Here is a 22,638-nt window from a genome sequence, read left to right as displayed (position 1 = left end):
GGAAGCAGTGTCGCTCGGCGGCCGGAGCGGCGCGAGGAGTATTCAGGCGGTGGACGCCGCGAGCTGCCCGCAGGCGCCGTCGATCTCCGAGCCGCGGGTGTCGCGCACGGTCGTCGGGACGCCGTGTGAGCGCAGCCGCTCGACGAAGTTCTGCTCGACGCCGCGTCGCGAGGCCGTCCACTTCGACCCGGGTGTCGGGTTGAGCGGGATCGGGTTGACGTGCACCCATCCCTTGCCGCGCTGGTTGAGCTTTTGGCCCAGCAGGTCGGCCCGCCAGCCGTGGTCGTTGATGTCCTTGATGAGGGCGTACTCGATGGAGACCCGACGGCCGGTCGCCTTGTAGTAGCGGTACGCCGCGTCCAGGGCCTCATCGACCGTCCAGCGGGTGTTGATCGGGACGAGCTCGTTGCGCAGCTCGTCGTCCGGTGCGTGCAGCGACAGCGCGAGCGTCACCGGGATGCCTTCGGCGGTCAGCTTGTCCATGGCCGGCACGAGCCCGACCGTCGACATGGTGATGCCGCGAGCCGACATGCCCAGGCCGTCGGGTGCGGGATCGGTCAGCCTGCGGATGGCGTTGATCGCCTGGCGATAGTTGGCCAACGCCTCCCCCATGCCCATGAACACCACGTTGGAGACCCGCAGCGGCGAGTCGACCTCGTCGTCCCCGGCATCGCCGGCCAGGTCACCGTGGCGCAGTGCACGCGCTCCGGCCACGACCTGCTCCACGATCTCGGCCGTGGACAGGTTGCGCGTCAGGCCCTCCTGGCCCGTCGCGCAGAACGGACAGTTCATGCCGCAGCCGGCCTGACTGGAGATGCACATCGTGACCCGACCCGGGTAGCGCATCAGCACCGACTCGACCAGCGCACCGTCGAACAGCCGCCAGACCTGCTTGATGGTCGCGCCCTTGTCGGCGCGCAGCTCACGCACGGGAGTCAGCAGCTGTGGCAGCAGCCCGGAGACCAGCTCCTCGCGGGCGGCCTTTGGGAGATCGGTCATCTCCTCCGGGTCGGCGACCAGCCGCTCGAAGTAGTGCGTGGACAGCTGCTTGGCTCGAAAACCCTTGTGCCCCAAGGCTTCCACGGCCGCCTTGCGCTCGCCGGGATCGAGGTCCGCGAGGTGCTTCGGCGGCTTGCCGCGCCGCGGAGCGGAGAACGTCAGCTGGCCGGGCGTCGGACGCCGGCTCGGATCGGGCAAGTCAGTGGTCATGTCAGCTCACGAACTGGGTCAGGACGGCCCACGTCACCGGAGCGGCGAGCAGGAGGGAGTCGAGTCGGTCCATCAGGCCGCCGTGACCGGGAATGAGATTGCTCATGTCCTTGATGCCGAGGTCGCGCTTGATCATCGACTCGCACAGGTCGCCGACCGTGGCCGCGACCACGACGAGCGCACCGAGCAGTGCACCGGCCCACCAGTCGCCGTCGAGCGCAAACATGACGCAGACGGCACCGGCGACGATGCACGAGACCGCGGAGCCGGCGAAGCCCTCCCAGGACTTCTTGGGACTCACCGTGGGCGCCATCGGGTGCTTGCCCGCGATCACACCCACCGCGTAGCCGCCGATGTCGCTGGAGATGGTCACGATGACGAAGGTGACGATCCGCGCGACGCCGTCGTCGGGCTCCAGCAGCATCATCGCGAACGCGACCAACGACGGGACGTAGAGCGTGATCAGCACACCGCCGGCCACGTCCTTGACGGCATCGGGACTATTGGCCTCTGCGGCGCCCCACGCGAGGATGGCCAGCACTCCGACCACGATGGCCGGGGCGAGGACTCGGGGGCCCCAGACGTACGCGACGACCGGGATCGCGACCGACGCGGCCAGCGTCGGGATCGTCGGCGGGTGGACCTTGGCCTTCGACAGCGCGTTCAGCAGCTCGAACACCGCAACCATGGAGGCCGCCGTCGCGAGCACGACGAACAGCTCCTTGCGCACGAGCAGGGAAGCCAGGACGAGAGCACCGAGAAAGAGGCCGACACCGATGGCCATCGGCAGGTCGCGGCCTGCCTTGGGCGTCGGGTTGGACGTGGTGCCGGGAGTGGAACCAGTCACCCCGCCGCGCGCTTCGCGACGGGATGCCGGGCCGGGAGTCGCGGCGGACATGAACGAACCTGCTGCGGGTCCTCAGACCTCGAGCAGGTCGGCTTCCTTGCCCTTGAGGAGGTCATCGATCTGCTCGACGTACTTCCGGGTGGTCGCCTCGAGCTCCTTCTCACCACGCGCACCGTCGTCCTCGCCGACATCGCCGTCCTTCACGAAACGGTCGATCTCTTCCTTGGCCTTGCGCCGGATGCTGCGGATGGACACCTTGGCGTCCTCGCCCTTGGACCGGGCCAGCTTGATGTAGTCCCGGCGGCGGTCCTCGGTGAGCTGGGGAAGGATGATGCGGATGACGTTGCCGTCATTGCTCGGGTTGACGCCGAGGTCGGACTCACGCAGCGTCTTCTCGATCTCAGTCATCGCGCCCTTGTCGAACGGCTGGACCAGAATCGTGCGGGCTTCCGGCGTCTGGAAGGACGCCAGCTGCTGCAGCGGGGTCGGGGCGCCGTAGTAGTTGACCGTGAGCTTGTTGAACATGGCCGCGTTGGCTCGACCGGTACGAATGCTCGCGAAGTCTTCCTTGGCGACCTCGACGGCCTTTTCCATCTTCTCTTCGGCCGCGAAGAGGCTGTCGTCGATGCTGCCGTCCATGGTCGTGCGACTCCCTTGATTCGGTTGAGCGAGGTGTGTACGACGGATCAGGCCGGCGCCACCAGTGTGCCGATCCTCTCACCTTGCAGGGCACGGGTGATGTTGCCCTCGCCCTCCATTCCGAAGACGACCATCGGCAGCTTGTTCTCGGCGCAGAGCGCGAACGCGGTCTGGTCCATCACCCGCAAGTCCTTCTCGACGGCTTCCTGGTAGGTCAGCTCTTCGATCAGGGTGGCGTTGGGGTCCTTCTTGGGGTCGGCGGTGTAAACCCCGTCCACACCGCTCTTGCCCACGAGCACGATCTCGCACCGGCTCTCCAGCGCGCGCTGCACGGCGACGGTGTCGGTCGAGAAGAACGGCATGCCCATGCCGGCGCCGAAGATCACGACCCGGCCCTTCTCCATGTGTCGGATGGCCCGACGCGGGATGTAGGGCTCGGCGACCTGGCCCATCGTGATGGCGGTCTGCACGCGGGTGTCGATGTCTTCCTTCTCGAGGAAGTCCTGCAGCGCCAGGCAGTTCATGACGATGCCGAGCATGCCCATGTAGTCCGCCCGGACCCGGTCCATGCCCTTGGTCTGCAGCTCGGCGCCGCGGAAGAAGTTGCCACCGCCGATCACGACGGCGATCTGTACGCCTGAGCGTGCCGCGGCCGCAATCTGCTGCGCGATGCTCTTGACGACATCCGGGTCGACGCCGACCTGCCCGCCGCCGAAGACTTCCCCAGAGAGCTTGAGCAAGACCCTCGTGTACGTACGGTCGGTCTCAAGGGTCACGTCGCCTCCAGCGGTGCGTGTGCAGGGATCGACGCAGTCTTCCATACCTACGGCGGTGGTTCGTCCACCCACCGCGCCCCGGGGCCCATCATGGTGCCGACCCGCATCACTTCACGAAGGGTGGCCGATGTCCGCCGAACCAGCCATGCCCACGTCCCTCGCGCACCGCCTCTCTCCCATGCGTGGCCGGGACCCGCACGAAGAAGGTCGGGCCTCGACCCCGCTGGAGCTGCTCTTCGACCTCACCTTCGTGGTCGCGTTCGGTAAGGCCGGCGAGGAGATGGCCCACGCCATCGCGGCCGATCACCTCTCGGTGGGTCTCGTCGGGTTCGGCTTCGCGATGTTCGGCGTCATCTGGGCGTGGATCAACTTCTCGTGGTTCGCCTCGGCGTACGACACCGACGACTGGATCTACCGCGTCACCACGATGGTGCAGATGGTCGGTGTGGTGATCCTCACGCTCGGCCTGCCGCGGATGTTCGCGTCTCTGGAGCACGGCGACCACCTCGACAACTCGGTCATGGTGCTCGGCTACGTCGTGATGCGGGTGGCCATGCTGGCGCAGTGGCTCCGGGCCGCGCGACAGTGCCCAGGGGACATGCGCGCATGCCTGACCTATGCGGCCACCCTCGTCATCGCCCAGGTCGGCTGGATCTACACCGCTGTGGCGGACCTCCCGACGGGCGTGTTCTTCCTCGTGGCGGCGCCTCTCATCCTCGTCGAGCTGGCTGGCCCCGCGATCGCAGAGACGCGTATGGGCGGCACACCGTGGCACGCCCACCACATCGCCGAGCGCTACGGCCTGCTGGCCATCATCACGCTCGGCGAGGGCGTCATCGGGACCGTCGCATCGGTCGGCGCGACCTCGGCCGGCGGCTGGGACTCCGGTGCGGTCTACGTCGCCGCAGCCGGTATCGGGCTGACCTTCGGTATGTGGTGGGTGTACTTCGTCATGCCGTCCGGGACGGTGCTGCACAGGCACCGTGAGCGATCCTTCATCTGGGGCTATGGCCACATGCCGCTGTTCGCCGCGATCGCCGCCGTGGGTGCCGGACTGCACGTGGCGGCGTACGTCGTCGAGCACGAGCACGGTGCGCCCGAGGCGGGCTTCGTCCATATCGGTTCCCTCGGCGCCGTCGTGGCGGTTGCCGTCCCGGTTGCCGTGTTCGTGCTGCTGGTCTACGCGCTCTACACCTATCTCGTACGCCGCTCCGACCCGCTGCATCTCGTCCTGCTCGTCGGGACCGCCGTGGTGATCGCACTCGCGATCTGGCTCGCCGCGCGCGATGTCTCGATGAGCGTGTGCCTGCTGGTGCTGATGGCCGCGCCGCTGGTCAGCGTCGTCGGCTATGAACTACTCGGACACCGGCACCAGGCTGAGGCGCTGGCCGGCGACGAATGAGCGCCTCAGTCTCCAGATGTTCGAACAATGTTTACGGCACTCGCCAATATTGGATAAACATTTACGCGCGCAGTGGTGACACGGGCCTAGCCGTGGGATCTGCTGGGTACAGCACCGATTCCCTGGACCGAAGGTGGACCCGAAATGACAGACCGTCGTACGCCTCGTCGTACCGCTCTCGTGGCTGCCGGAGCCGTCGCCCTCATCGCGATCGGCTCGGCTCCCGCCCGTGCTGCTGACTTGCCGCCGCTGAAGAACGGGCACAACATCACCGTCGGCGAGGTCTTCGGGCCGGAGAAGCTCGGCCTGAGCCGGACGTACGAGATCACCATGACCGACCCGAACGCCGACGGGAGGGTGACGTTCCTCGGCCAGCTCGCGGTGCGCGTCACCCTGCCCGAGGACTACCTCACCTCGAGCAAGACCTACCCGACCCTCTACCTGCTGCACGGCCACGGCGGCACCGAGCAGCAGTGGACCGGCGCACCCGGCGACGCCGAGAAGATCGCCGCCGGCAAGGGCGTCATCCTGGTCAGCATCGAGGGCGGCAAGGCCGGCTGGTTCACCAACTGGGTCGACCAGTCAGCCGGCGCCCAGAACTGGGAGAAGTACCACGTCGACGACCTGATCCCCTGGATCGACGAGAACTTCCGGACCAAGCCGGACAAGGCGCACCGGGCCATCGCCGGCCTGTCGATGGGCGGCTACGGAGCGCTGCACTACGCGTTCAAGCACCCCAACCTGTTCAACCACGTCTCGAGCTACTCCGGCGGAGTCGACCTGGAGGACCAGGCCATCCGTACGGCCGTGACCGGCAGCCTCGTCCAAGAGGGTCTCCCCGCGCTCGGCGCGTTCGGCAACCCGATCTGGCCGTTCGACACCGTCTGGAAGAGCGAGAACCCCGTGCGGCACGCCGACCAGCTCCGCGGCGTCGGCATCTCGCTGTACGCCGGCGACGGCCTCGGCACAACCGACCCGGTCAGCGCCGTCATCGAGCGCGGCGCAGGTAACGCCACCAACACCCTGGCGGGCCGGCTGACGGCGCTTGGTATCCCCCACTACTGGGAGATGTACGGGCACAACGTGTCCTACGGCGGCTACACCTGCGACGGCGGCCACAACCAGGGCTGCTGGAACATGGCGCTCGCCAAGGACATCGGCAAGATCATGGCCGACATCTCCTAAGCCCCCGCAGACGCACGTACGCCGGCCGCCCGAGTGGGCGACCGGCGTACGTGTGTGGTGCGTGAGTGAGGTCAGACCCCGACCTTGAACCGAGCGAAGCCGGTCACGGTCGCGCCCGCTTCCTCGGCCACCTTGGCGACGGTCTTCTTGCTGTCCTTGGCGAACGGCTGCTCGAGCAGCACGTTGTCCTTGAAGTAGCCGTTGACCCGACCCTCGATGATCTTGGGCAGCGCCTGCTCAGGCTTGCCCTCTTCCTTGGCCGTGGCCTCGGCAACCCGACGCTCGTTCTCGACGGTCTCGGCATCGATCTCGTCGCGGTTCAGCACGGTCGGGCTGAAGGCCGCCACGTGCATCGCGATGTCGCGAGCAACCTGCTCGTCGCCGCCCGTCGTCGCGACCAGGACACCGATCTGCGCAGGCAGGTCGGGGCTGGTCTTGTGCAGGTAAGCCACGACCGTGTCGCCCTCGAGCCGCGCGACCCGCTTGATCTCGATCTTCTCGCCGATGGTCGCGTTGGCGCCGTCGAGCACCTCTCGGACCGACTGGCCGTCCAGCTCGCTGTCCAGCAGCGCGTCGGCGTCGGCAGCCTTGGAGGCAACAGCCTGGTCCAGCACGCGCTGGGCCAGCTCGACGAACTTCGCGCCCTTGGCCACGAAGTCGGTCTCGCAGTTGATCTCGACCAGAGTGCCGACGTTGCCCTCGACCTTGGCGGCCACGAGGCCGTTGGAGGCCGAGCGACCTTCGCGCTTGGTGACACCCTTCAGACCCTTGACACGCAGGATCTCGGTGGCCTGGGCGTGGTCGCCGTCAGCCTCGTCGAGAGCCTTCTTGACATCAAGCATGCCGGCACCGGTCTGCTCGCGCAGCGTCTTGATGTCAGCGGCGGTGTAGTTCGCCATGAGTGTGCGTTTCTCCTTCTCGAAGAGTCAGCAGATAGGGGTGTCAGGCCTGCTCGGCCGGAGCCTCGGTCGCCTCAGCGGCCGGGGCCTCGGTCGCCTCAGCGGCCGGGGTCTCGGTGGCCGCAGCCTCGGTGGCCGGGGCCTCGGTCGCCTCAGCGGCCGGCGTCTCGACCGCAGCCTCGGCCGGAGCCTCGGTCGCGGCAGCCTCGGCCGGAGCCTCAGTGGTCTCCGCGGCCGGAGCGTCGGACGCGAGCAGCTCGCGCTCCCACTCGGCCATCGGCTCGGTGACCGTGGCCTCGCCCTCAGCCGCGTCACCGGACTTGCCCTGCGAACGGGCGATGAGGCCCTCCGCCACGGCGTCGGCGACCACGCGGGTCAGCAGCGTGACGGAGCGGATCGCGTCGTCGTTGCCCGGGATCTTGTAGTCGACCTCGTCGGGGTCGCAGTTGGTGTCCAGGATCGCGATGACCGGGATGTTGAGCTTGCGCGCCTCAGTGACCGCGAGGTGCTCCTTCTTGGTGTCGACGACCCACACCGCCGAGGGCACCTTGGCCATGTCGCGGATACCGCCGAGGCTGCGCTCGAGCTTGTCCTTCTCGCGCTTCATCACCAAGAGCTCCTTCTTGGTGCGGCCCGAGCCGGCGACGTCGTCGTAGTCGATCTCCTCGAGCTCCTTGAGCCGGGCGAGACGCTTGCTGACGGTGTTGAAGTTGGTGAGCATGCCACCGAGCCAACGGTGGTTGACGTAGGGCATGCCGACGCGCATGGCCTGGTCGGCGATCGACTCCTGCGCCTGCTTCTTGGTGCCGACGAAGAGGATCGTGCCGCCGTGGGCAACGGTCTCCTTGATGAACTCGAACGCGTCGGCGAGGTAGGTCAACGACTGCTGGAGGTCGATGATGTAGATGCCGTTGCGCTCGGTCATGATGAAGCGCTTCATCTTGGGGTTCCAGCGACGGGTCTGGTGCCCGAAGTGGACGCCGCTCTCGAGGAGCTGGCGCATGGTGACGACGGCCATGGTGGCGGTCTGCCTTTCGTTGTGATTCCAGTTGTTCCCACGCCCACCGGTGGTGGTCGTGAAGCCTGGCGTCCTGACCCGTCCCTCCCGCGGTGGCTGGCTGGCCACCCCGGACTGTGGGGAGCGCGACCCGGCAAAGGCAGCCGGAGGAGGACGCGCGAATTCGACCCGCGACAACACCCGATCTAGATGAGCGCACACGAGTCGTACCTCCAGCGTACGGGATAGGCGTCCTGACGCGGAAATCGGCCAGTTAGCCTCTGCCCATGACGACGCCTCTCGTGGACCGCATGCAGGGCTTCGGCGCGACGATCTTCGGAGAGATGTCCGCGCTTGCCGCACGCACCGGCGCGATCAATCTCGGCCAGGGCTTTCCGGACACCGACGGCCCCGCCCCCGTCCTGGCGGCCGCACGCCAGGCGATCAGCGACGGATTCAACCAGTACCCGCCACCCACCGGACTTCCCATCCTGCGCGAGGCGATCGCGGCGCACCAGCAGCGCTTCTACGGGCTCGAGGTCGATGCCGACACCCAGGTGCTGGTCACCGTGGGCGCGACCGAGGCCATCGCGTCCGCGATCCTGGCTCTCTGTGAGCCGGGCGACGAGGTCGTCACCTTCGAGCCCTACTACGACTCCTACGCCGCCACCATCGCGCTCGCCGGCGCGGTCCGGCGTACGAGCGTGCTCCGGTTCCCTGACTTCGCCGTCGACGAGGAGTCGCTCCGCGCGGCGTTCTCCCCCCGTACACGGCTTGTCCTCCTCAACACGCCGCACAACCCGACGGGCAAGGTCTTCACCCGAGCCGAGCTCGAGCTGGTCTGCGCGCTCGCTCGCGAGCACGACGCGTACGTCGTCACGGACGAGGTCTACGAGCACCTGACGTTCGACGGCACCGAGCACATCCCGGTCGCGACGCTGCCCGGCATGGCCGAGCGCACGATCACCATCAGCTCGGGCGGCAAGACCTTCTCGACCACCGGCTGGAAGGTCGGGTGGCTGACTGGCCCGGCTGAGCTGGTCACCGCGTGCCGGACGGTGAAGCAGTTCCTGACCTATGTCGGGAGCGGGCCGTTCCAGCCCGCCATCGCCGTAGGGCTGGGCCTGAATGATGATTATTACCAAGGCTTCTCGGCGTCTCTGGCCGGCAAACGCGACCTGCTGATCGAGGGCCTCGAGCAGGCAGGTCTCCAGGTGAGCCGCCCGGCGGGCACCTACTTCGTCATCGCCGACGCCGCGCCGTTGGGGGCCACGGATGCCGTCGACTTCTGCTGGGAGCTGCCGGAGCGCTGCGGGGTCGTCGGGGTGCCGGTCTCGGTGTTCCACGACGACAAGGACGCGGCGCGGACCTTGGTGCGCTTCGCGTTCTGCAAGAAGGACGAGGTGCTGCACGACGCCGTACGCTGTCTGGGCGCCTTGGCCGTCTAGGTCCCCTCGGTCAGGGGTAGCCCTGCCAGAGCTGCCGGCGCGCCTCGATCACCAGCTCCGCATTGTCCTTGGCGACCGCACCGTCCGGCCGAACGAGCGTGTCCTCCAAGCCGATTCGCGTGTCGAGGCCCGCCCAGCCGGCGTAGCCGATCGCGGGCCAGGCTGACGAACCCTCGCCGTGCAGCAAGATCAAACCGACCGGCACGGACTCGCGCAACGGGGCCAGCATCTGCTCCGCGAGAGCGGGCACCTCGTCCTCGGGCGGACCGTCGGGCAGCTCGACCAGGGCGCGCAGGCACTGGTCTCGCACCGGCGAGGCGACCCATCGGCGTACGGCATCGACGGTCCACAAGCCGGCCTCGACGCCGACACCGCGCTCGATGAGCAGCGCCGCGAGGTCCTCGGCGCCGTCCTCATGCCAGTTGACCGAGGCGTAGTCCGGCAGCACGGTCCACTGACGTACCTGACCCAGTCTGTGGTCGGCGTCGCCGATCCACGCTCCGGTGGTGACACCGATGGGCGTGCCCGGGAGGCGCTCGCGTACGGCGGTGACGACGGCCGCAACGACCTCCGCGTCCATGGTGTCGGCGCCGTCATCCGCCTTGGGATGGATGTGCAGCTCGGTGGCGCCGGCTGCGATGCATGCCTCAGCATCGGCGCCAATCTGCTTCGGGGAGAACGGGATTGCCGGATGGTCCCGCGGCGGGCGACTGCCGTTGACGCACGCCTGCAGCATGCTCAGCCCCGGGTAACCGTCGGCAGGTTGTTGGGCAGGCATCCGCCCAGTCCCATCGACTGCTGCAGCATCACCGGAGCGGGACTCCCCTTGGCGGGGCAGCTCGCGTGGGCATGACCGAGCTCGTGACCGACCTCGTGGTTGACCTGGTAGATCCGGTAGGGCGCAACCTTGCCGCCGTAGCTCGGCGTCGCGTCGACCCAGCGCCGGTAGTTGAGGACCGCGCGGTCCTTGTTGGCACAGGACCACAGGCCCCCGGTCTCCAGCGGGGCACACAGCTGGTCGACCTTCGCCGGGCTGACCAGCGAGATGACGATCTTGGGGACGGTGCCGGCTGCGCGCTGCCTCGGCGTCACCTGCACGAAGCGGACGTGGTCCTGCGCCTGCCAGCCGCGCGCGTCTCGAAGGACGGAGCCGACGGTCGTCGCGACGTCCTTCTCATCGATGCCCAGGCCGCCCTCGACCTCCAAGGCGTAGGTCACCTCCTTGCCCTCCACCGTGCTGTCGCCACCCGGCACCAGCACCGGCGACACCCGACCGTCGCCGTGATCAGGAACGGCCGACGGTGACGGGCTTGCCTGACCGTTCGCAGACGATATCGGCGTCGGTGAACCTTGCCCGGTGCTGCTGGTCGGCGATCCGGCAGGCGCCGGGGCGGATGTCGATGTCCCGGTGGCCCTCGGTGACGGCCCGGCCGCGCTGCTCTCATCGCGCGTTGCGCCGAGGAGGGAGCTGGCGAGTGCGAGGGTGACGGCGACCGCCGCAAGGGTGCGGCGGACCCGTAGCTGGCCCGCGGCGTCCGACGTCGAGGGCGCGGCGCCGCGCAACCTGGTCGGCGGCTGGGGTGACATGTTCGGATTCTAGGAACGCGCCGCGCGCGAACGTGGGACGTGCACGGTGCCCCGGTCCACGTGTCGTGGGTCACGTCCACATCCCCGGCCCGCCCATGGCCGTCGTCCACAGGGTCCGCTGCCGAGCTCGCCCCGCCTGGTCGAAGCGAGCACCATCCGAGGCATGGATGCCACCCTGATTGCCGCCCTGCTCGCGGCCGCGACCGCCGTGCTATCCGTCGGTTCGTCGTCGATCGCCGGCTCATCCGCGGCGCCGGGCCGCCCGGCACCGGCGCACGGCTACGTCTGGCCGCTGGATCCACAGCCGGAGGTCGTGCGTGCCTTCGAGCCGCCGCCCCTGCCCTGGTCCCCCGGCCATCGCGGCGTCGACCTGCGGGGCCATCCGGGTCAGGTCGTACGCTCCGCCGGGGCAGGGCGCGTCGTGTACTCCGGCGTCATCGCCGGTCGTGGCGTCGTGTCCGTGGAGCATTCCGGGGGTTGGCGCACGACGTACGAGCCGCTGGACTCACGGGTCAACGTGGGCACGACTCTCGCCGCGGGGAGCACGATCGGACATCTCGCAACGTCGGGGAGCCACTGCGCGCCCGGGGCATGCCTGCACTGGGGATTGTTGACTGCCCCGGACACCTATCGAGATCCGTTGCAGCTGTTGGGCGCTCGGCGTCCGGTGCTGCTGCCGCTGGGCTGACGGGCTGGCGCGTCAGGCGCTCGGGCGGACCGGCCAGGGCCAGGGCTTGCAGCCTTGCAGCTCTTTGCTCTGCTCGGCCATCACCGGCGCGTACTCACCGGTGCCACCGCACGCCTCGTGTGCTCGACCGATCGCGTGCCCGATCTGGTGATTGATCAGGTAGGTCCGGAATCCGTCGAGGTCGTTCTTGTAGGCCTGGCTGCCCTGCTGCCAGCGATCCAGGCTCAGCACGGCCTTGCCACCGCCCCCGCACGAGGAGTCCTCAGGCACGCCGATCGGCGCGCAGAGACGGTCGACCGTCGCGGCGTTGGCGATGATGATGCGCAGCTGCGGCTTGACCCCGGCTTGGAGCTTGCTGGGCGGCACCTGCTGGAAGCGCAGGTCGCCCTTGTTCTCCCACCCGCGTCGATCCCTGAGCACTTCACCGACCTTGCGGGCGATCTCGGCGGAGCCGGCACCCACGCTCTTGTCGATCTCGAGCGAGTAGGTCACCGCCTTGGCGCTGCTCGTGCGGTCGGCACCTGGCACGAGGACGGGCACCAGGCCGGGGGCCGAGGCGCCGCTCGATGTCTTGCCCGAACCATCGGAGGAGGGCAGCAACGTGCTGGAGCGCGGCTCGACCGTGTTGGGCGCCGCCCGCTGGGCGTCGAGTCCGTGGAACGCGAGGTAGCCGCCGACGCTGGCCACGGTCAGGACCAACGCGCCCGCGAGAAGACCCTTGCCCCAGCCGCCGACCGGGTAGTCGTCCTCGTCGTCATAGACGTCGTCGACACGCTGAGGCGGGACTGGCGCGCTCGGGCTCGAGGTCTGTTTGAACGCCGGCGGCGTGGCTCGAACGATGCTCGGACCCTGGGATGCCGCGGACGGCGCCTGAGGCGTCGGAACCCTCGGCGCGGGTGCGACGGTCTTGGGCGCGGTCCGGGACACGGACTCGAAGGCTCGATCCGGCGGCGCGTCGGGGCCCATAGTGGACCGGCTCATCCGGGTCGCCGCACGACCCGACTCCTGACCCTTGGCTTCGGGCACGGGCCGCGGCTTGCGGGGTGTATAGAGCTGGGTCGAGTCCTCGCCCCGATCTGGCGCGAAAGCCTCAGGTATCGCCCTCGATCCCGAGGGCACGGACGACGCGAGGCTCGTACGACGCGGGGCGGCGGCGTGGTCTCGCGCGGACCGCGGCAGCGTGGCCGGATCGGGCGCCAACCGGGTCAGCCGCACCGGCTCGCTGTCCTCCGCGCGCATCGAGAGCCCCACCCGCCGGGTCGGCGCCGTTGCGCCCTCCGCCACCGCGGGGGCGGGCGCTTCCGGAGATGTTGTCGTACGAGCCGGGTCGGACATGCGACGCGCTGCCACCGGCTGGGTGATCTTCAGGCTGGTCGTAGCCAGCAGCGGCGTGTACTTCGTGGCCGACGACGCGGGCGAGGAGTCCGGGCTTGCGGCAAACGCTGTCGGTCCAGTCGCTGTCGGTCCGGTCGAGGTCGGTGACGAGGACCAGCTGGACGATCCGGCCGGATCGGCAGGCTCGGGACGACGACTCGCCGGTGGCAAAGTCAAGGCGGGTGGCGGGGGCTCCACGGGTGCCGGCCTGGGAGCGGCCTGCTCGACCGCGGGCGGCGCGGCTGGCCGGAACACCGGCGCGGGCGGGGTCGATGGCGCCGGCGAGAACGACGGGGTTGGCGGCACCGGCGGGGTGTGCGAGAAGGTCGGCGAGACCGGCGGGGTGTGCGAAAAGGTCGGCGTGCCCTGGGCGTCCGACGTCGGGCCGGCCTGGACCGGCGGGGGCGACGGAGGGCGGGCCGCCGGGAGCGGAGACGACGGAAGTGACGGCTGGTCGAATCGTGGGGAGAGCGGCAGCGGCGCGCGTTCGAGCGGCGCGACCCGTTCCGGCCCGGCCGGCGTGACGTTGGTGGCGGCCTCGAACCAGCTGTACGAGGACGATCCGCTGGGTGCGAGTCCGACCGGCGCTGATCTGGGCAACCGCTGTCCGAAAGCATCCGTACGGCTGGTCGGGCGCGGCGTCGGGAGCGCGTGCCGGAGTGCATCCACCATGGGCCGCGCCACGCTCAGAGCGCGACTGCTGGTCGTCGCGTAGGTCGACGCGCTCGCTCGACCATTGCGGCCGGACGGCGGCGGATCCCACGACGGCCCGAGGCTCAGTTCTGTTGAGGGGGCTTCGAACTCGTCCGGGGTCACTCGTCGGCGCAGCACAATCGGCTGCAGACCTTGGGCGACGGTCAGCTCCCCAGGAGCCGGGAACAGCGTCAATGTGAGCTCACGTCCACGACCTGACCCGTTGGCCATGTCCGAAGCACGCTCATCGCGTGGCTCGGAGTCTGACCACGCGTTGTTCACAACCCGCAACCTTAGAGGACTCACGCACGAGGGTGGGCCTGTCGGAAGGATCTCCTCAGCCGGTCGACGGACACATGGGTGTAGATCTGGGTCGTCGCCATGCTGGCGTGACCGAGCAGCTCCTGGACCTGCCGCAGGTCCGCGCCGCCCTCCAGCAGGTGAGTCGCCGCGCTGTGCCGCAAACCGTGCGGGCCGAGATCGGGAGCGTCCGCGACATGGGCCAGCATCCGATGCACGACCTCACGGACCTGACGGGGATCCAGCCGTCTGCCGCGGCGGCCGAGGAACGCGGCGGGGCCGCTCTGCGCGGTCGCTAGCCGGGGCCGGCCCTGCTGCAGCCAGACGATCAGGGCGCGCTCGGCGGGGATCCCGAACGGCACTGTGCGCTCCTTGTCACCCTTGCCGATCACTCGGACCGTGCGCTCACGCAGATCGATGGCATCCACGTCCAGCCCGGTGAGCTCGCTCACGCGGATGCCGCTGGCGTAGAGCAGCTCCAGCACCGCTCTGTCGCGCTGATGCACCGGGTCATCGTCATCGGCGGCCACGGCGGCGACGTCGAGGAGGGCGCTGGCATCCTGCTGCTTCAGTACGCCGGGCAGGGCGCGAGAGCGTCGCGGCGCGACGAGCCGGAGCGACGGGTCCTGAGAGGTCGTACCGGACCGCGTCGTCCAGCGGAAGAACGTGCGGGCGGCTGCCGCCCGCCGAGCGAGCGTCGCCCGGGAGGCGCCGGTGCCGTCCATCGCCGCCAGCCAGGACCGCAGGTCCGCCAGCGTGATGTCCTGCCAGCTCGTCAGCTCTCGATCGGCGGCGAAGTCCGCGAGCGCGGTGACGTCGCCGATGTAGGCACGCATCGTGTGCTCGGACAGGCCGCGCTCGGCGCGCAGGTGTCGCTCGAAGTCGGCGAGCACGGCGTGATCCACCTGACGACGTTATCCCGAGCGACCCTGGTCTCCGGGGACCGCCGCACCGCCCACGGGTCATGGCGACGTGTCCTCGAGCTTTGGCTCAGGTGGCTTACGCCAGCCACCGCGATCACGGACCGCCATCCCGATCAGGTTGAGCGAACCGAGCGCCTGCAGCACATCCGAGGCTGACATCCCGGTCGCCTCAACGAGCCGACTGAGTGGTGCGCCACGACTGGCGGGCAGCGCCTCCCAGAGGGTGCGCTCCTTGCGGCCGAGGCGGTCCTCAGGACGATCCGGCCCCCGGCGTGCCGGCGCCAGATCGTCTCCCATCACTCCGAGCAGCTCGGCGACCTCCGCCGCATCGGTGACCAGCTCGGCCTCACGGGTGCGAATGAGCTCATGCGTACCGGCGCTGGTGACGGACGTGACCGGACCGGGCACCGCACCGACGTAGCGCCCACACTCGGCGGCGTGCCGTGCTGTGTTGAGCGATCCGGACCGCAGACCCGCCTCGACCACGACCGTGCCGAGGCTCAACGCTGCTATCACGCGGTTGCGATCCAGGAACCGGGTGCGGATCGGAGCCGACCCCGGCGGCATCTCCGTCACCACGGCACCACGCTCGAGAATCTCCTTCAACAGGTTGGTGTGGGCCGCCGGGTACGCCCGGTCGATCCCACAAGCCAGGGCAGCCACCGTCAGCCCATCGACGGCGAGGGCTCCGTGGTGGGCCGCCGCATCGATGCCGAACGCCGCGCCCGAGATGATCGTGAACCCCCGCCCGGCGAGGCCGGCGCTGATCTCCGCTGCCAGCTGGCGACCGTACGCGGACGCCGTGCGCGCACCGACGACTGCCGCGCTGCGTTCGGTGACGGCTCGCAGATCAGCAGGCCCCCGTACCCAGAGGCAATGAGGAGGCAGCGCCAGGTCATCGAGGCTGAGCGGCCACTCCGGATCCCCTGGGATGAGCACTCGTGCCTCCACGAGGTCTGCGGCGCGCAGCTCACGCGACAGGTCGAACGCCGTGAGGCGGGCCACCGCCGCCCGGCCGAGGAGGGTCGGGTCGTGACGCACCCGCGCCAGCGCGCCGAGGTGTCCGTGCTCGGCGATCAGCGGGCGGCCCTTGTCCTCACGCGGCTCGACCAACCGTGCCCACGTCATGCGAGCGGCTCGTTCGGCAGCGAGTGGGTCCACGGCCCCCGGCTCGATGGTCGTCATGCGGCTTCCACCTGCTGAGAGCGCAGGCTCAGGGCGGTCATCAGCTCGCCCTCCCCCGGACATGGCCGTCCCGCGAGGTCGGCGAGTGTCCAGGCGATACGCAGCACGCGGTCGTAGCCACGCAACGTGAGCGTCCCGAGCTCGAGCGCACTGTCCATCGTGCGGGTCGCTCGGCGCTCCAGACGCCATGCCTCGGAGCGCAGGATCGGGCCGGGCACCTGGCTGTTGAGCTGCCAGGGATGCATCTGCCACCGTCGAGCCTGTCGCTCGCGGGCGACCGCCACCCGCTCGGCCACGAGCGAGGACGACTCCCCTGGGCCCGTTCGCAGCGCGGCCTTGGTGACCGGCTGCACGGTGAGCTGCAGATCGACCCGATCCATCAGCGGTCCGGACAGCTTGGCGAGGTAGGTACGGCGCCGCAACGGCGAGCAGGTGCAACCGCGACCCTTGCCGTACGCCTGGCCGCACGGGCACGGATTGGCCGCCAGCACCAGCTGAAATCGGGCCGGGTAGGTGACGTTGCGATCGGCGCGAGCGATGCTGACCCGTCCGGACTCCAGTGGTTGGCGCAGCGCATCCAGCACGTCGCGGCGAAACTCCGGAGCCTCGTCGAGGAACAGCACGCCACTGCTCGCCCGCGACACGGCACCAGGGCGGACGCGTCCCGAGCCGCCACCGATGATCGCCGCCATCGACGCCCCGTGGTGCGGCGCGACGAAGGGTGGCCGCTCGATCAGCACCGCGTCGCTGAGGACGCCGAGCACCGAGTGCACGGCCGTGACCTCGAGCGCCTGCGGGCGGTCCAGGAGCGGAAGCAGACCGGGAAGCCGCTCGGCGATCATCGTCTTGCCCGCGCCGGGAGGCCCGAGCATCGACATGTGGTGACCGCCGGCCGCCGCGACCTCGAGTGCGTACCTCGCCTCCGGCTGCCCGGCGACATCGGCGAGATCGAGTGGCGACTCCGGTGGCTCGTTGGGCCCGAGGACAATCTCTGGCTCTTCCACGGGCCGCCCGCGTCCTTGCGCGACATAGCGCGCCACCAGGTCGGCCAGGTGACGGACCGGATGCACTCGTACGCCCTCGACCAGGGCAGCCTCCGCGGCGTTCTCGACCGGCACAGCCACCGTCATCACACCGGCCTCCGCCGCGGCCAGCACGGCTGGCAGCACACCTCGAACCGGCCGGACGGCTCCGTCCAGCCCCAGCTCGCCCAGGTGGACCACCTCGGCGACCTGGTCGGCTGGGACCGTCCCACCCGCGGCCAGCGCCGCCACCGCGATCGCCAGGTCGAACCCGGCACCTTGCTTGGGCAGCGACGCCGGCGACAGGTTGACGGTGATCCGCTGATGCGGCAGCCGGAGGTCGGAGTTGACGACGGCCGCCTTGACTCGGTCCGGCGACTGCGCGCACGCCGCATCGGGCAGCCCGCTGACCATGAACGCGGGCAGACCGTTGGCCACATCCGCCTCGACAGCGACCACGGTGCCCTCGATACCGGTCACGGCGACCGACCGGGTGCATCCGAGGGTCATGCGGTCACGTCCTGCACATGGGTGACCCGGGCCGGACCGCGTCGAGGACGGATGACACCGATCACGTCGATGCGCACTGACGCAGGTCGCGCCCGGTGCTCCTCCAGCCAGGACGCGGCCAGCCGGCGCAACCGGGCGGCCTTGGACCAGGTCACCGCCTCGAGCGGTGAACCGTAGGTCTCCGACCGTCGCGTCTTGACCTCGACGACGACCAGACAGGCCGTGGCGTCGTCGTACGCCACGATGTCGATCTCACCGGCCGCGCAACGCCAGTTGCGCTCCACGATGCGCAGGCCCTTGTCCTGCAAGTAGCCGGCTGCGACGTTCTCGCCGTAGTGCCCCACTGCTTGTCGCGCGGCGCTCGTGCCTGTCTTGGGTGCCATCGGACCACCTCCTGCGAGGAGGTTGGCCGAGCGGCACACGGTCGAGCGAGGGGTTCAGCGGCGCCTGGGGACGACCAAGTCAGCGGGCACGGGATGTGGACGGAGCGTCAGCGAGGGAAGTTCTCACCCTTGGGGAACTCGATGTCCGCCTTGGCGATCTCCTCGACGTTGACGTCCTTGAAGGTGATCACCCGGACGTTCTTGACGAAGCGCGCCGGCCGGTAGACGTCCCAGACCCACGCGTCGCTCATCCGCACGTCGAAGAAGACCTCGGAGCCCTCGCCCCGAACCTGCACGTCGACCTCGTTGCACAGGTAGAAGCGCCGTTCGGTCTCCACGACATGGCTGAACAGCCCGACCACGTCGCGATACTCGCGGTAGAGCTGCAGCTCCTGCTCGGTCTCGTACTTCTCCAGGTCCTCGGCACTCACGCGAGCTCCTCCACGACCGCGACCGGTGCATCCGGTCGGGCCTCGACAACATCCTCAGCCACAGGGCGGCCCGATCGTTGCTCGGCCTCCTGCACGAACCTGCGCCATGATCGTCGATGGTGCTCGCAGGAGCCGTGCTCGTCCAGCGCCGCGAGATGATCCGGTGCTGAGTAGCCCTTGTTGCCGGACCAGCCGTAGACCGGATGACCCTCACCGAGATCGGTGATGATCTGGTCTCGCTCGACCTTGGCCAGCACGCTGGCGGCAGCCACCGAGGAGCAGCGCATATCGGCCTTGATCATCGTCATGACGGGCGGGACCGTCGGGCCCTCGTCGATCAGACCGAGCAGACCGACACGTCCTGGATCAGTCAGCCAGTCGTGGTTGCCGTCGAGGATCACCAGATCGGGTACGACGGTCAGCTGGGCCAGTGCGCGCGTGCCGGCCAGCCGAAGGCAGGCCATGATGCCGACGTCGTCGATCTCCTGCGCCGAGGCATGGCCGACGGCGTAGTCGATCGCCCATCGGCGGACCTTGGGCACCATCCGCTCGCGAGCGGGCTGACTGAGCAGCTTGGAGTCCTTGACGCCTTGCGGCACGGTCCGGGTGGTCTCGTCGATGACCACGACACCCACCGACACCGGACCAGCGAGCGCTCCCCGACCGACCTCGTCCATGCCCGCGAGCAGGCGATGCCCCTCGCGCTGGAGGGAGCGCTCGACGCGCAGACTCGGTCGGCGGCTCGTCACGGCGCGGGCACCTTCGCGAACACGTCGTGCTGGGACTCCACACCGCCGAACCGGTTGAGCGGCCAGACCACCGCGACCGCCTTGCCCGTGACATCGGACTCAGGCACCGAACCGCGCTGCCCGCCGGAGCCACCGTCGTGACCGCGGGAGTCGAAGGAGAAGGCGCGGTTGTCGCCCATCAGCCACAGCTTGCCGGCAGGCACTGTGATGTCGAAGCGCTCGTTGCTCGGCTTCTGACCCTTGCGCACGTAGGGCTCGGTGACTGAGACACCGTTGACCGTCAGGCGACCCTGCTGGTCGCAGCAGACGACATGGTCACCGGGCAGCCCGATGATGCGCTTGACCAGGTGCTGGTCGCCTGCCGGGTACAGGCCGACGAACTGCAGGCCCTTCTTGATCGCACCGGTGTTCGGCTGCTGGCCGAGCCAGTGGTCCGGGTCCTCGAAGACCACGACGTCGCCGCGCTTGAGGTCGTTGGTGCTGCCCGGCAGCTTGTTGACGATGATCCGGTCACCCGTGATGAGCGTGTCCTCCATCGACTCCGACGGGATCCAGAACGGCTGCACCAAGAACGTCTTGACCAGGAAGGCGAGCGTGATGGCGATCGCCGCCACGACGGCGTACTCGCGCAGGCGGTGCAAGAAGGTCGGGTGAGACGGCGGACGTGGTGGCTCGTCGGTGTCACCACCCTCGGCAACCGTCACGGGCTCGAGCGGTGTGGAGGGCGCCGGCGACGCACCGTCTGCCGAAGCTCGCCGCGAGGCACGCGTCGCTGCATCCTCAGGGCTCGGAGGATCAGCGCGCGGGAGTCCAGTGTCAGAGGAAGCGCGCCCGAAGGAGTCGTCAGTCACGAAGATGGCACCTTGTCGAAAGTCTTGGGGTAATCGCTCAACCATCCCATCCTGCCAAGTGGCCAGGCGATGGCCACAGCGCGGCCGGTGATCTTGCTGATCGGCACGGAGCCTTCGGCCCCGGTGCCGTCGTCGTGGTAGCGCGAGTCGGCGGAGTCGTCGCGATGGTCACCCATCACCCAGACGCGGCCCTCCGGGACCCGGATGTTGAATGGGTCGTCGCTGGGCGCCTTGCCGGGCATGACGTACGGCTCCTCGATGGGTGCGCCGTTGATCGTGATGCGCTTCTTGGAGTCGCAGCACACCACGTGGTCGCCCGGCAACCCGATGAGCCGCTTGATGAGGTGGTTGTCCCCGGCCGGGTAGAGCCCCACGAACTCCATGCCCTTGAGCAACGGGCCCGGGTTAGGTGGTGCCTCGTCCAGCCAGTTGTCCGGGTCGGAGAAGACCACGACGTCGCCCCGTTTGAGGTCGAACGGTCCGGGCGTCAGTTTGCTGACCACGACACGGTCGCCGCGCACCAGCGTGTTGTTCATCGACCCTGACGGGATCCAGAACGGCTGCATCAGGAAGGTCTTCACGACCAGGGACAGCGTCAGCGCGATGACGGTGACGATGGCGAGCTCGCGCACGAGAACGAAGGTGCGCCCGTGCTTGGGTTCCTTCTCCGGCTCCTCCCCCTCGACATCGGCATCGGGCGTCTGGGGCGGGGCAGGCGTCCCGACCGACCCCTCTCCGGGCAAGGTCGAGTAGCCGTTGAGCGACTGCGGTGACGCGGCTCGCGTGGCCGGTGCACCCGGCAGTGGGTGCGCCGCAGGCGAACCCTCAGGCGTCGTACGCCGCTCGCCACCATGCGCGCGCACGGCGTCTCGCGAGATCGGCAGCGTGGCGTTGTCCCGGGCCGGGTTCCAGCGCGGGATCGCCCGGGTGACGTCGTCGCGCAGCGGATCCCTGCGGATGCCGACGGTGGGCGCATCGTCGGACGCCGGAGTGGCTGGCTGAGTATCGCCGCCGTCCTGCGGCGGGGTGGTGCGACGGCTGGGCAGCCGGCTGGCACCGCGAGGCGGTGGCCTGTCGCCGTCAGTCATGGTTGCCCCCGCGGTCCTGTGCTGCGTCTGAGGGCAGACCCCCGACGTCGGTCAGCGGCCAGTATCGCCCCACGACCTTGCCAACGACATCATCGGCCTTCACGGTTCCGCCGCCCGGGTCACCGAGGTGCCCTCGCGAGTCGTCGGACTGGGCTCGGTTGTCGCCCATCACCCAGAGCCGGCCGGACGGCACGGCGACGTCGAACGGTGGCCCAGCGCTCTGGACGCGGGCGTAAGGCTCGGTGATCGCGGTGTCGTTGACGAACACCTTTCCGGCTGAGTCCATCCGGACCCGATCGCCGCCGACCGCGATGACTCGCTTGACGTAGTCAGACTCGCCGGAGCGGAATCCGAGCGCGTCGCCCACCGACCGGACCGCCTTCGACAGCCCCGACGGCTCGCTGGTCTCGCGGCTCGGACCGAACGCCTTGGTGCCGTTGAAGACCACGACGTCGCCGCGGCGTACGTCATCGGCGCCGGGCTTCCAGACCGCGATCCGGTCACCACCGGACAGAGTCGGCTCCATGGAGCCCGAGGGGACGTAGAAGGTCTCGACGAGCAGCCCGCGGGTCAGCACGACCAGCGCGAGGAATGCCAGGACCAGGATCGGCCAGCGCCGACGCCCGACACGCGACGATGGCGTGGGCTCCGGGGAGTCCACGCCATCGGTGGTGATGCGCTCAGAAGCGACGTGCTCGGTCATCTCTCGGCGAGACTAGCCGCCGATGCTGTGAGCACCGGGAGAACGCTCAGGCCTGCTTGGCAGGCGTGTCGCGCTTCTCCTTGATCTTCGCGGCCTTACCGCGCAGGTCGCGCAGGTAGTAGAGCTTGGCGCGACGCACGTCACCACGGGTGACGACCTCGACCTTCTCGATGACCGGGGTGTGCAGCGGGAACGTACGCTCCACGCCGACGCCGAAGGACACCTTGCGGACCGTGAAGGTCTCGCCGATGCCGGCTCCGTGGCGACGGATGACAACACCCTTGAACACCTGGACACGAGAGCGCGTGCCCTCGATGACCTTGACGTGCACATTGAGGGTGTCACCGGCGCGGAACTCCGGGACGTCGTCGCGCAGGCTGGCCGCGTCGATCGCGTCGAACTTCTTCATCGCGTACTGCTTCCTTGCGGCGCCACAGGTCGCCACCGTTTGAGGTTTGAGAAAGATGGTGCGCGCGTCAGCTCCGATGACCTCATGACGTACGCCGGGTGGTCGCCTTCGTGAAGGCGGTCACCGAGCGGGCCACTCCCCCTGTGGCGGGGGCCGTGCTGGTGCGTGACGCGAGGGTCAAGTCTGCCAGAGCCCGCGGCGTACGAGAAATCCGCGGACAGGCGACGGCCACCGGACGGGCGGCGACGACGGCGCGTTCCCAGCACCGAGTGCGCGCCAGTGGCCGCCTCAGGCGACGTACCAGAGCCACTGATGCGCAGTGAGCACCCACTCACTGCCG

The 22,638-nt window shown here is 69.2% G+C and carries 24 protein-coding genes; 5 read left to right on the top strand and 19 right to left on the bottom strand.

Translation table 11 applies throughout. The features are described 5' to 3' along the window. Window positions 1-42: 42 nt before the first annotated feature. The 4 genes from rlmN to pyrH are packed head-to-tail and all read right to left on the bottom strand — an operon-like array spanning window position 43 to window position 3,516. On the bottom strand, window positions 43-1,209 hold the full coding sequence (rlmN, locus tag VV02_RS11910) for a 23S rRNA (adenine(2503)-C(2))-methyltransferase RlmN (protein WP_052591750.1): 1,167 nt from the start codon (window positions 1,207-1,209) through the stop codon (window positions 43-45). Between the two features lies 1 nt (window position 1,210). Beyond that, window positions 1,211-2,107 carry a phosphatidate cytidylyltransferase gene (locus VV02_RS11905; RefSeq protein WP_052591749.1) on the bottom strand — a complete coding sequence of 299 codons (897 nt, stop codon included), beginning with the start codon at window positions 2,105-2,107 and terminating at the stop codon, window positions 1,211-1,213. A gap of 21 nt (window positions 2,108-2,128) precedes the next feature. Next, the gene (gene frr / locus VV02_RS11900) at window positions 2,129-2,695 is read right to left on the bottom strand and encodes a ribosome recycling factor (RefSeq protein ID WP_052591748.1); all 567 of its coding nucleotides are present in this window, start codon (window positions 2,693-2,695) and stop codon (window positions 2,129-2,131) included. 47 nt (window positions 2,696-2,742) lie between these two features. After that, complete coding sequence (gene pyrH / locus VV02_RS11895; RefSeq protein ID WP_083450103.1) at window positions 2,743-3,516, bottom strand: UMP kinase; 774 nt, start codon at window positions 3,514-3,516, stop codon at window positions 2,743-2,745. Window positions 3,517-3,598: 82 nt separating this feature from the next. Here pyrH and VV02_RS11890 point away from each other — a divergent pair, with 82 nt between their 5' ends. Then, window positions 3,599-4,873, top strand: a complete 1,275-nt coding sequence (locus VV02_RS11890) for a low temperature requirement protein A (protein ID WP_052591747.1) — start codon at window positions 3,599-3,601, stop codon at window positions 4,871-4,873. A 144-nt stretch (window positions 4,874-5,017) separates the two neighbouring features. Further along, window positions 5,018-6,058 (top strand): alpha/beta hydrolase, encoded by a 1,041-nt coding sequence (locus VV02_RS11885; RefSeq protein ID WP_083450102.1) that lies wholly within the window; start codon window positions 5,018-5,020, stop codon window positions 6,056-6,058. A 71-nt stretch (window positions 6,059-6,129) separates the two neighbouring features. Here the strand turns inward: VV02_RS11885 and tsf are convergent, their stop codons facing one another. Beyond that, window positions 6,130-6,957 (bottom strand): translation elongation factor Ts, encoded by an 828-nt coding sequence (gene tsf / locus VV02_RS11880; RefSeq protein WP_052591745.1) that lies wholly within the window; start codon window positions 6,955-6,957, stop codon window positions 6,130-6,132. A 43-nt stretch (window positions 6,958-7,000) separates the two neighbouring features. After that, window positions 7,001-7,975, bottom strand: a complete 975-nt coding sequence (gene rpsB / locus VV02_RS11875; RefSeq protein WP_052591744.1) for a 30S ribosomal protein S2 — start codon at window positions 7,973-7,975, stop codon at window positions 7,001-7,003. Window positions 7,976-8,241: 266 nt separating this feature from the next. Between rpsB and VV02_RS11870 the strand changes: the two genes are divergently transcribed. Further along, window positions 8,242-9,402, top strand: a complete 1,161-nt coding sequence (locus VV02_RS11870; protein ID WP_052591743.1) for a pyridoxal phosphate-dependent aminotransferase — start codon at window positions 8,242-8,244, stop codon at window positions 9,400-9,402. 10 nt (window positions 9,403-9,412) lie between these two features. On the opposite strand, the gene VV02_RS11865 is transcribed toward VV02_RS11870, so the two are convergent. Together VV02_RS11865 and VV02_RS26000 are read right to left on the bottom strand one after the other, a co-directional pair. Further along, on the bottom strand, window positions 9,413-10,180 hold the full coding sequence (locus VV02_RS11865) for a 3-keto-5-aminohexanoate cleavage protein (RefSeq protein WP_083450101.1): 768 nt from the start codon (window positions 10,178-10,180) through the stop codon (window positions 9,413-9,415). Further along, entirely contained in the window at window positions 10,141-10,989 is an 849-nt protein-coding gene (locus VV02_RS26000) for a DUF3152 domain-containing protein (RefSeq protein ID WP_083450100.1), read from the bottom strand. Before VV02_RS26000 ends, VV02_RS11865 begins: the two co-directional genes overlap by 40 nt. Window positions 10,990-11,152: 163 nt before the next feature. On the opposite strand from VV02_RS26000, the gene VV02_RS11850 reads away from it, so the two are divergent. Continuing rightward, a complete protein-coding gene (locus VV02_RS11850; protein ID WP_052591739.1) occupies window positions 11,153-11,677 on the top strand; it encodes a murein hydrolase activator EnvC family protein in 525 nt (174 codons plus the stop codon). A 12-nt stretch (window positions 11,678-11,689) separates the two neighbouring features. On the opposite strand, the gene VV02_RS26415 is transcribed toward VV02_RS11850, so the two are convergent. Next, window positions 11,690-13,012: a DUF3152 domain-containing protein gene (locus tag VV02_RS26415; RefSeq protein WP_157063385.1), complete on the bottom strand. Its 1,323-nt coding sequence runs from the start codon at window positions 13,010-13,012 to the stop codon at window positions 11,690-11,692. Here VV02_RS26415 and VV02_RS26410 point away from each other — a divergent pair. Then, window positions 13,011-13,766, top strand: a complete 756-nt coding sequence (locus VV02_RS26410) for a hypothetical protein (RefSeq protein ID WP_157063384.1) — start codon at window positions 13,011-13,013, stop codon at window positions 13,764-13,766. The two genes, VV02_RS26415 and VV02_RS26410, sit on opposite strands and share 2 nt — an antisense overlap. Before the next feature lie 280 nt (window positions 13,767-14,046). On the opposite strand, the gene VV02_RS11835 is transcribed toward VV02_RS26410, so the two are convergent. The 10 genes from VV02_RS11835 to rplS all read right to left on the bottom strand — a co-directional run bounded on the left by VV02_RS11835 (window position 14,047) and on the right by rplS (window position 22,298). After that, complete coding sequence (locus VV02_RS11835; protein WP_052591736.1) at window positions 14,047-14,949, bottom strand: tyrosine recombinase XerC; 903 nt, start codon at window positions 14,947-14,949, stop codon at window positions 14,047-14,049. A 57-nt stretch (window positions 14,950-15,006) separates the two neighbouring features. Beyond that, a complete protein-coding gene (dprA, locus tag VV02_RS11830; RefSeq protein WP_052591735.1) occupies window positions 15,007-16,152 on the bottom strand; it encodes a DNA-processing protein DprA in 1,146 nt (381 codons plus the stop codon). Beyond that, window positions 16,149-17,684, bottom strand: coding sequence for a YifB family Mg chelatase-like AAA ATPase (locus VV02_RS11825; RefSeq protein ID WP_052591734.1), 1,536 nt, complete (start codon window positions 17,682-17,684; stop codon window positions 16,149-16,151). Before VV02_RS11825 ends, dprA begins: the two co-directional genes overlap by 4 nt. Continuing rightward, on the bottom strand, window positions 17,681-18,067 hold the full coding sequence (locus VV02_RS11820) for a YraN family protein (RefSeq protein ID WP_052591733.1): 387 nt from the start codon (window positions 18,065-18,067) through the stop codon (window positions 17,681-17,683). The genes VV02_RS11825 and VV02_RS11820 overlap by 4 nt, the downstream gene beginning before the upstream one ends. A 107-nt stretch (window positions 18,068-18,174) precedes the next feature. Next, entirely contained in the window at window positions 18,175-18,498 is a 324-nt protein-coding gene (locus tag VV02_RS11815; RefSeq protein ID WP_052591732.1) for a DUF2469 domain-containing protein, read from the bottom strand. Continuing rightward, a complete protein-coding gene (locus tag VV02_RS11810) occupies window positions 18,495-19,247 on the bottom strand; it encodes a ribonuclease HII (RefSeq protein ID WP_052591731.1) in 753 nt (250 codons plus the stop codon). The genes VV02_RS11815 and VV02_RS11810 overlap by 4 nt, the downstream gene beginning before the upstream one ends. Then, a complete protein-coding gene (gene lepB, locus VV02_RS11805) occupies window positions 19,244-20,098 on the bottom strand; it encodes a signal peptidase I (RefSeq protein WP_245633059.1) in 855 nt (284 codons plus the stop codon). Before lepB (VV02_RS11805) ends, VV02_RS11810 begins: the two co-directional genes overlap by 4 nt. Beyond that, window positions 20,095-21,186, bottom strand: coding sequence for a signal peptidase I (lepB, locus tag VV02_RS11800; protein WP_083450527.1), 1,092 nt, complete (start codon window positions 21,184-21,186; stop codon window positions 20,095-20,097). Before lepB (VV02_RS11800) ends, lepB (VV02_RS11805) begins: the two co-directional genes overlap by 4 nt. Beyond that, window positions 21,179-21,889, bottom strand: a complete 711-nt coding sequence (lepB, locus tag VV02_RS11795) for a signal peptidase I (protein ID WP_052591729.1) — start codon at window positions 21,887-21,889, stop codon at window positions 21,179-21,181. The genes lepB (VV02_RS11800) and lepB (VV02_RS11795) overlap by 8 nt, the downstream gene beginning before the upstream one ends. 46 nt (window positions 21,890-21,935) lie before the next feature. After that, window positions 21,936-22,298 carry a 50S ribosomal protein L19 gene (gene rplS, locus VV02_RS11790; protein ID WP_052591728.1) on the bottom strand — a complete coding sequence of 121 codons (363 nt, stop codon included), beginning with the start codon at window positions 22,296-22,298 and terminating at the stop codon, window positions 21,936-21,938. Window positions 22,299-22,638: the final 340 nt, after the last annotated feature.

The sequence above is a fragment of the Luteipulveratus mongoliensis genome, assembly GCF_001190945.1.
Lineage (GTDB): Bacteria > Actinomycetota > Actinomycetes > Actinomycetales > Dermatophilaceae > Luteipulveratus > Luteipulveratus mongoliensis.
Note: the sequence above shows the minus strand (reverse complement) of the source record. Positions and strands in the feature narration are given on the sequence as shown.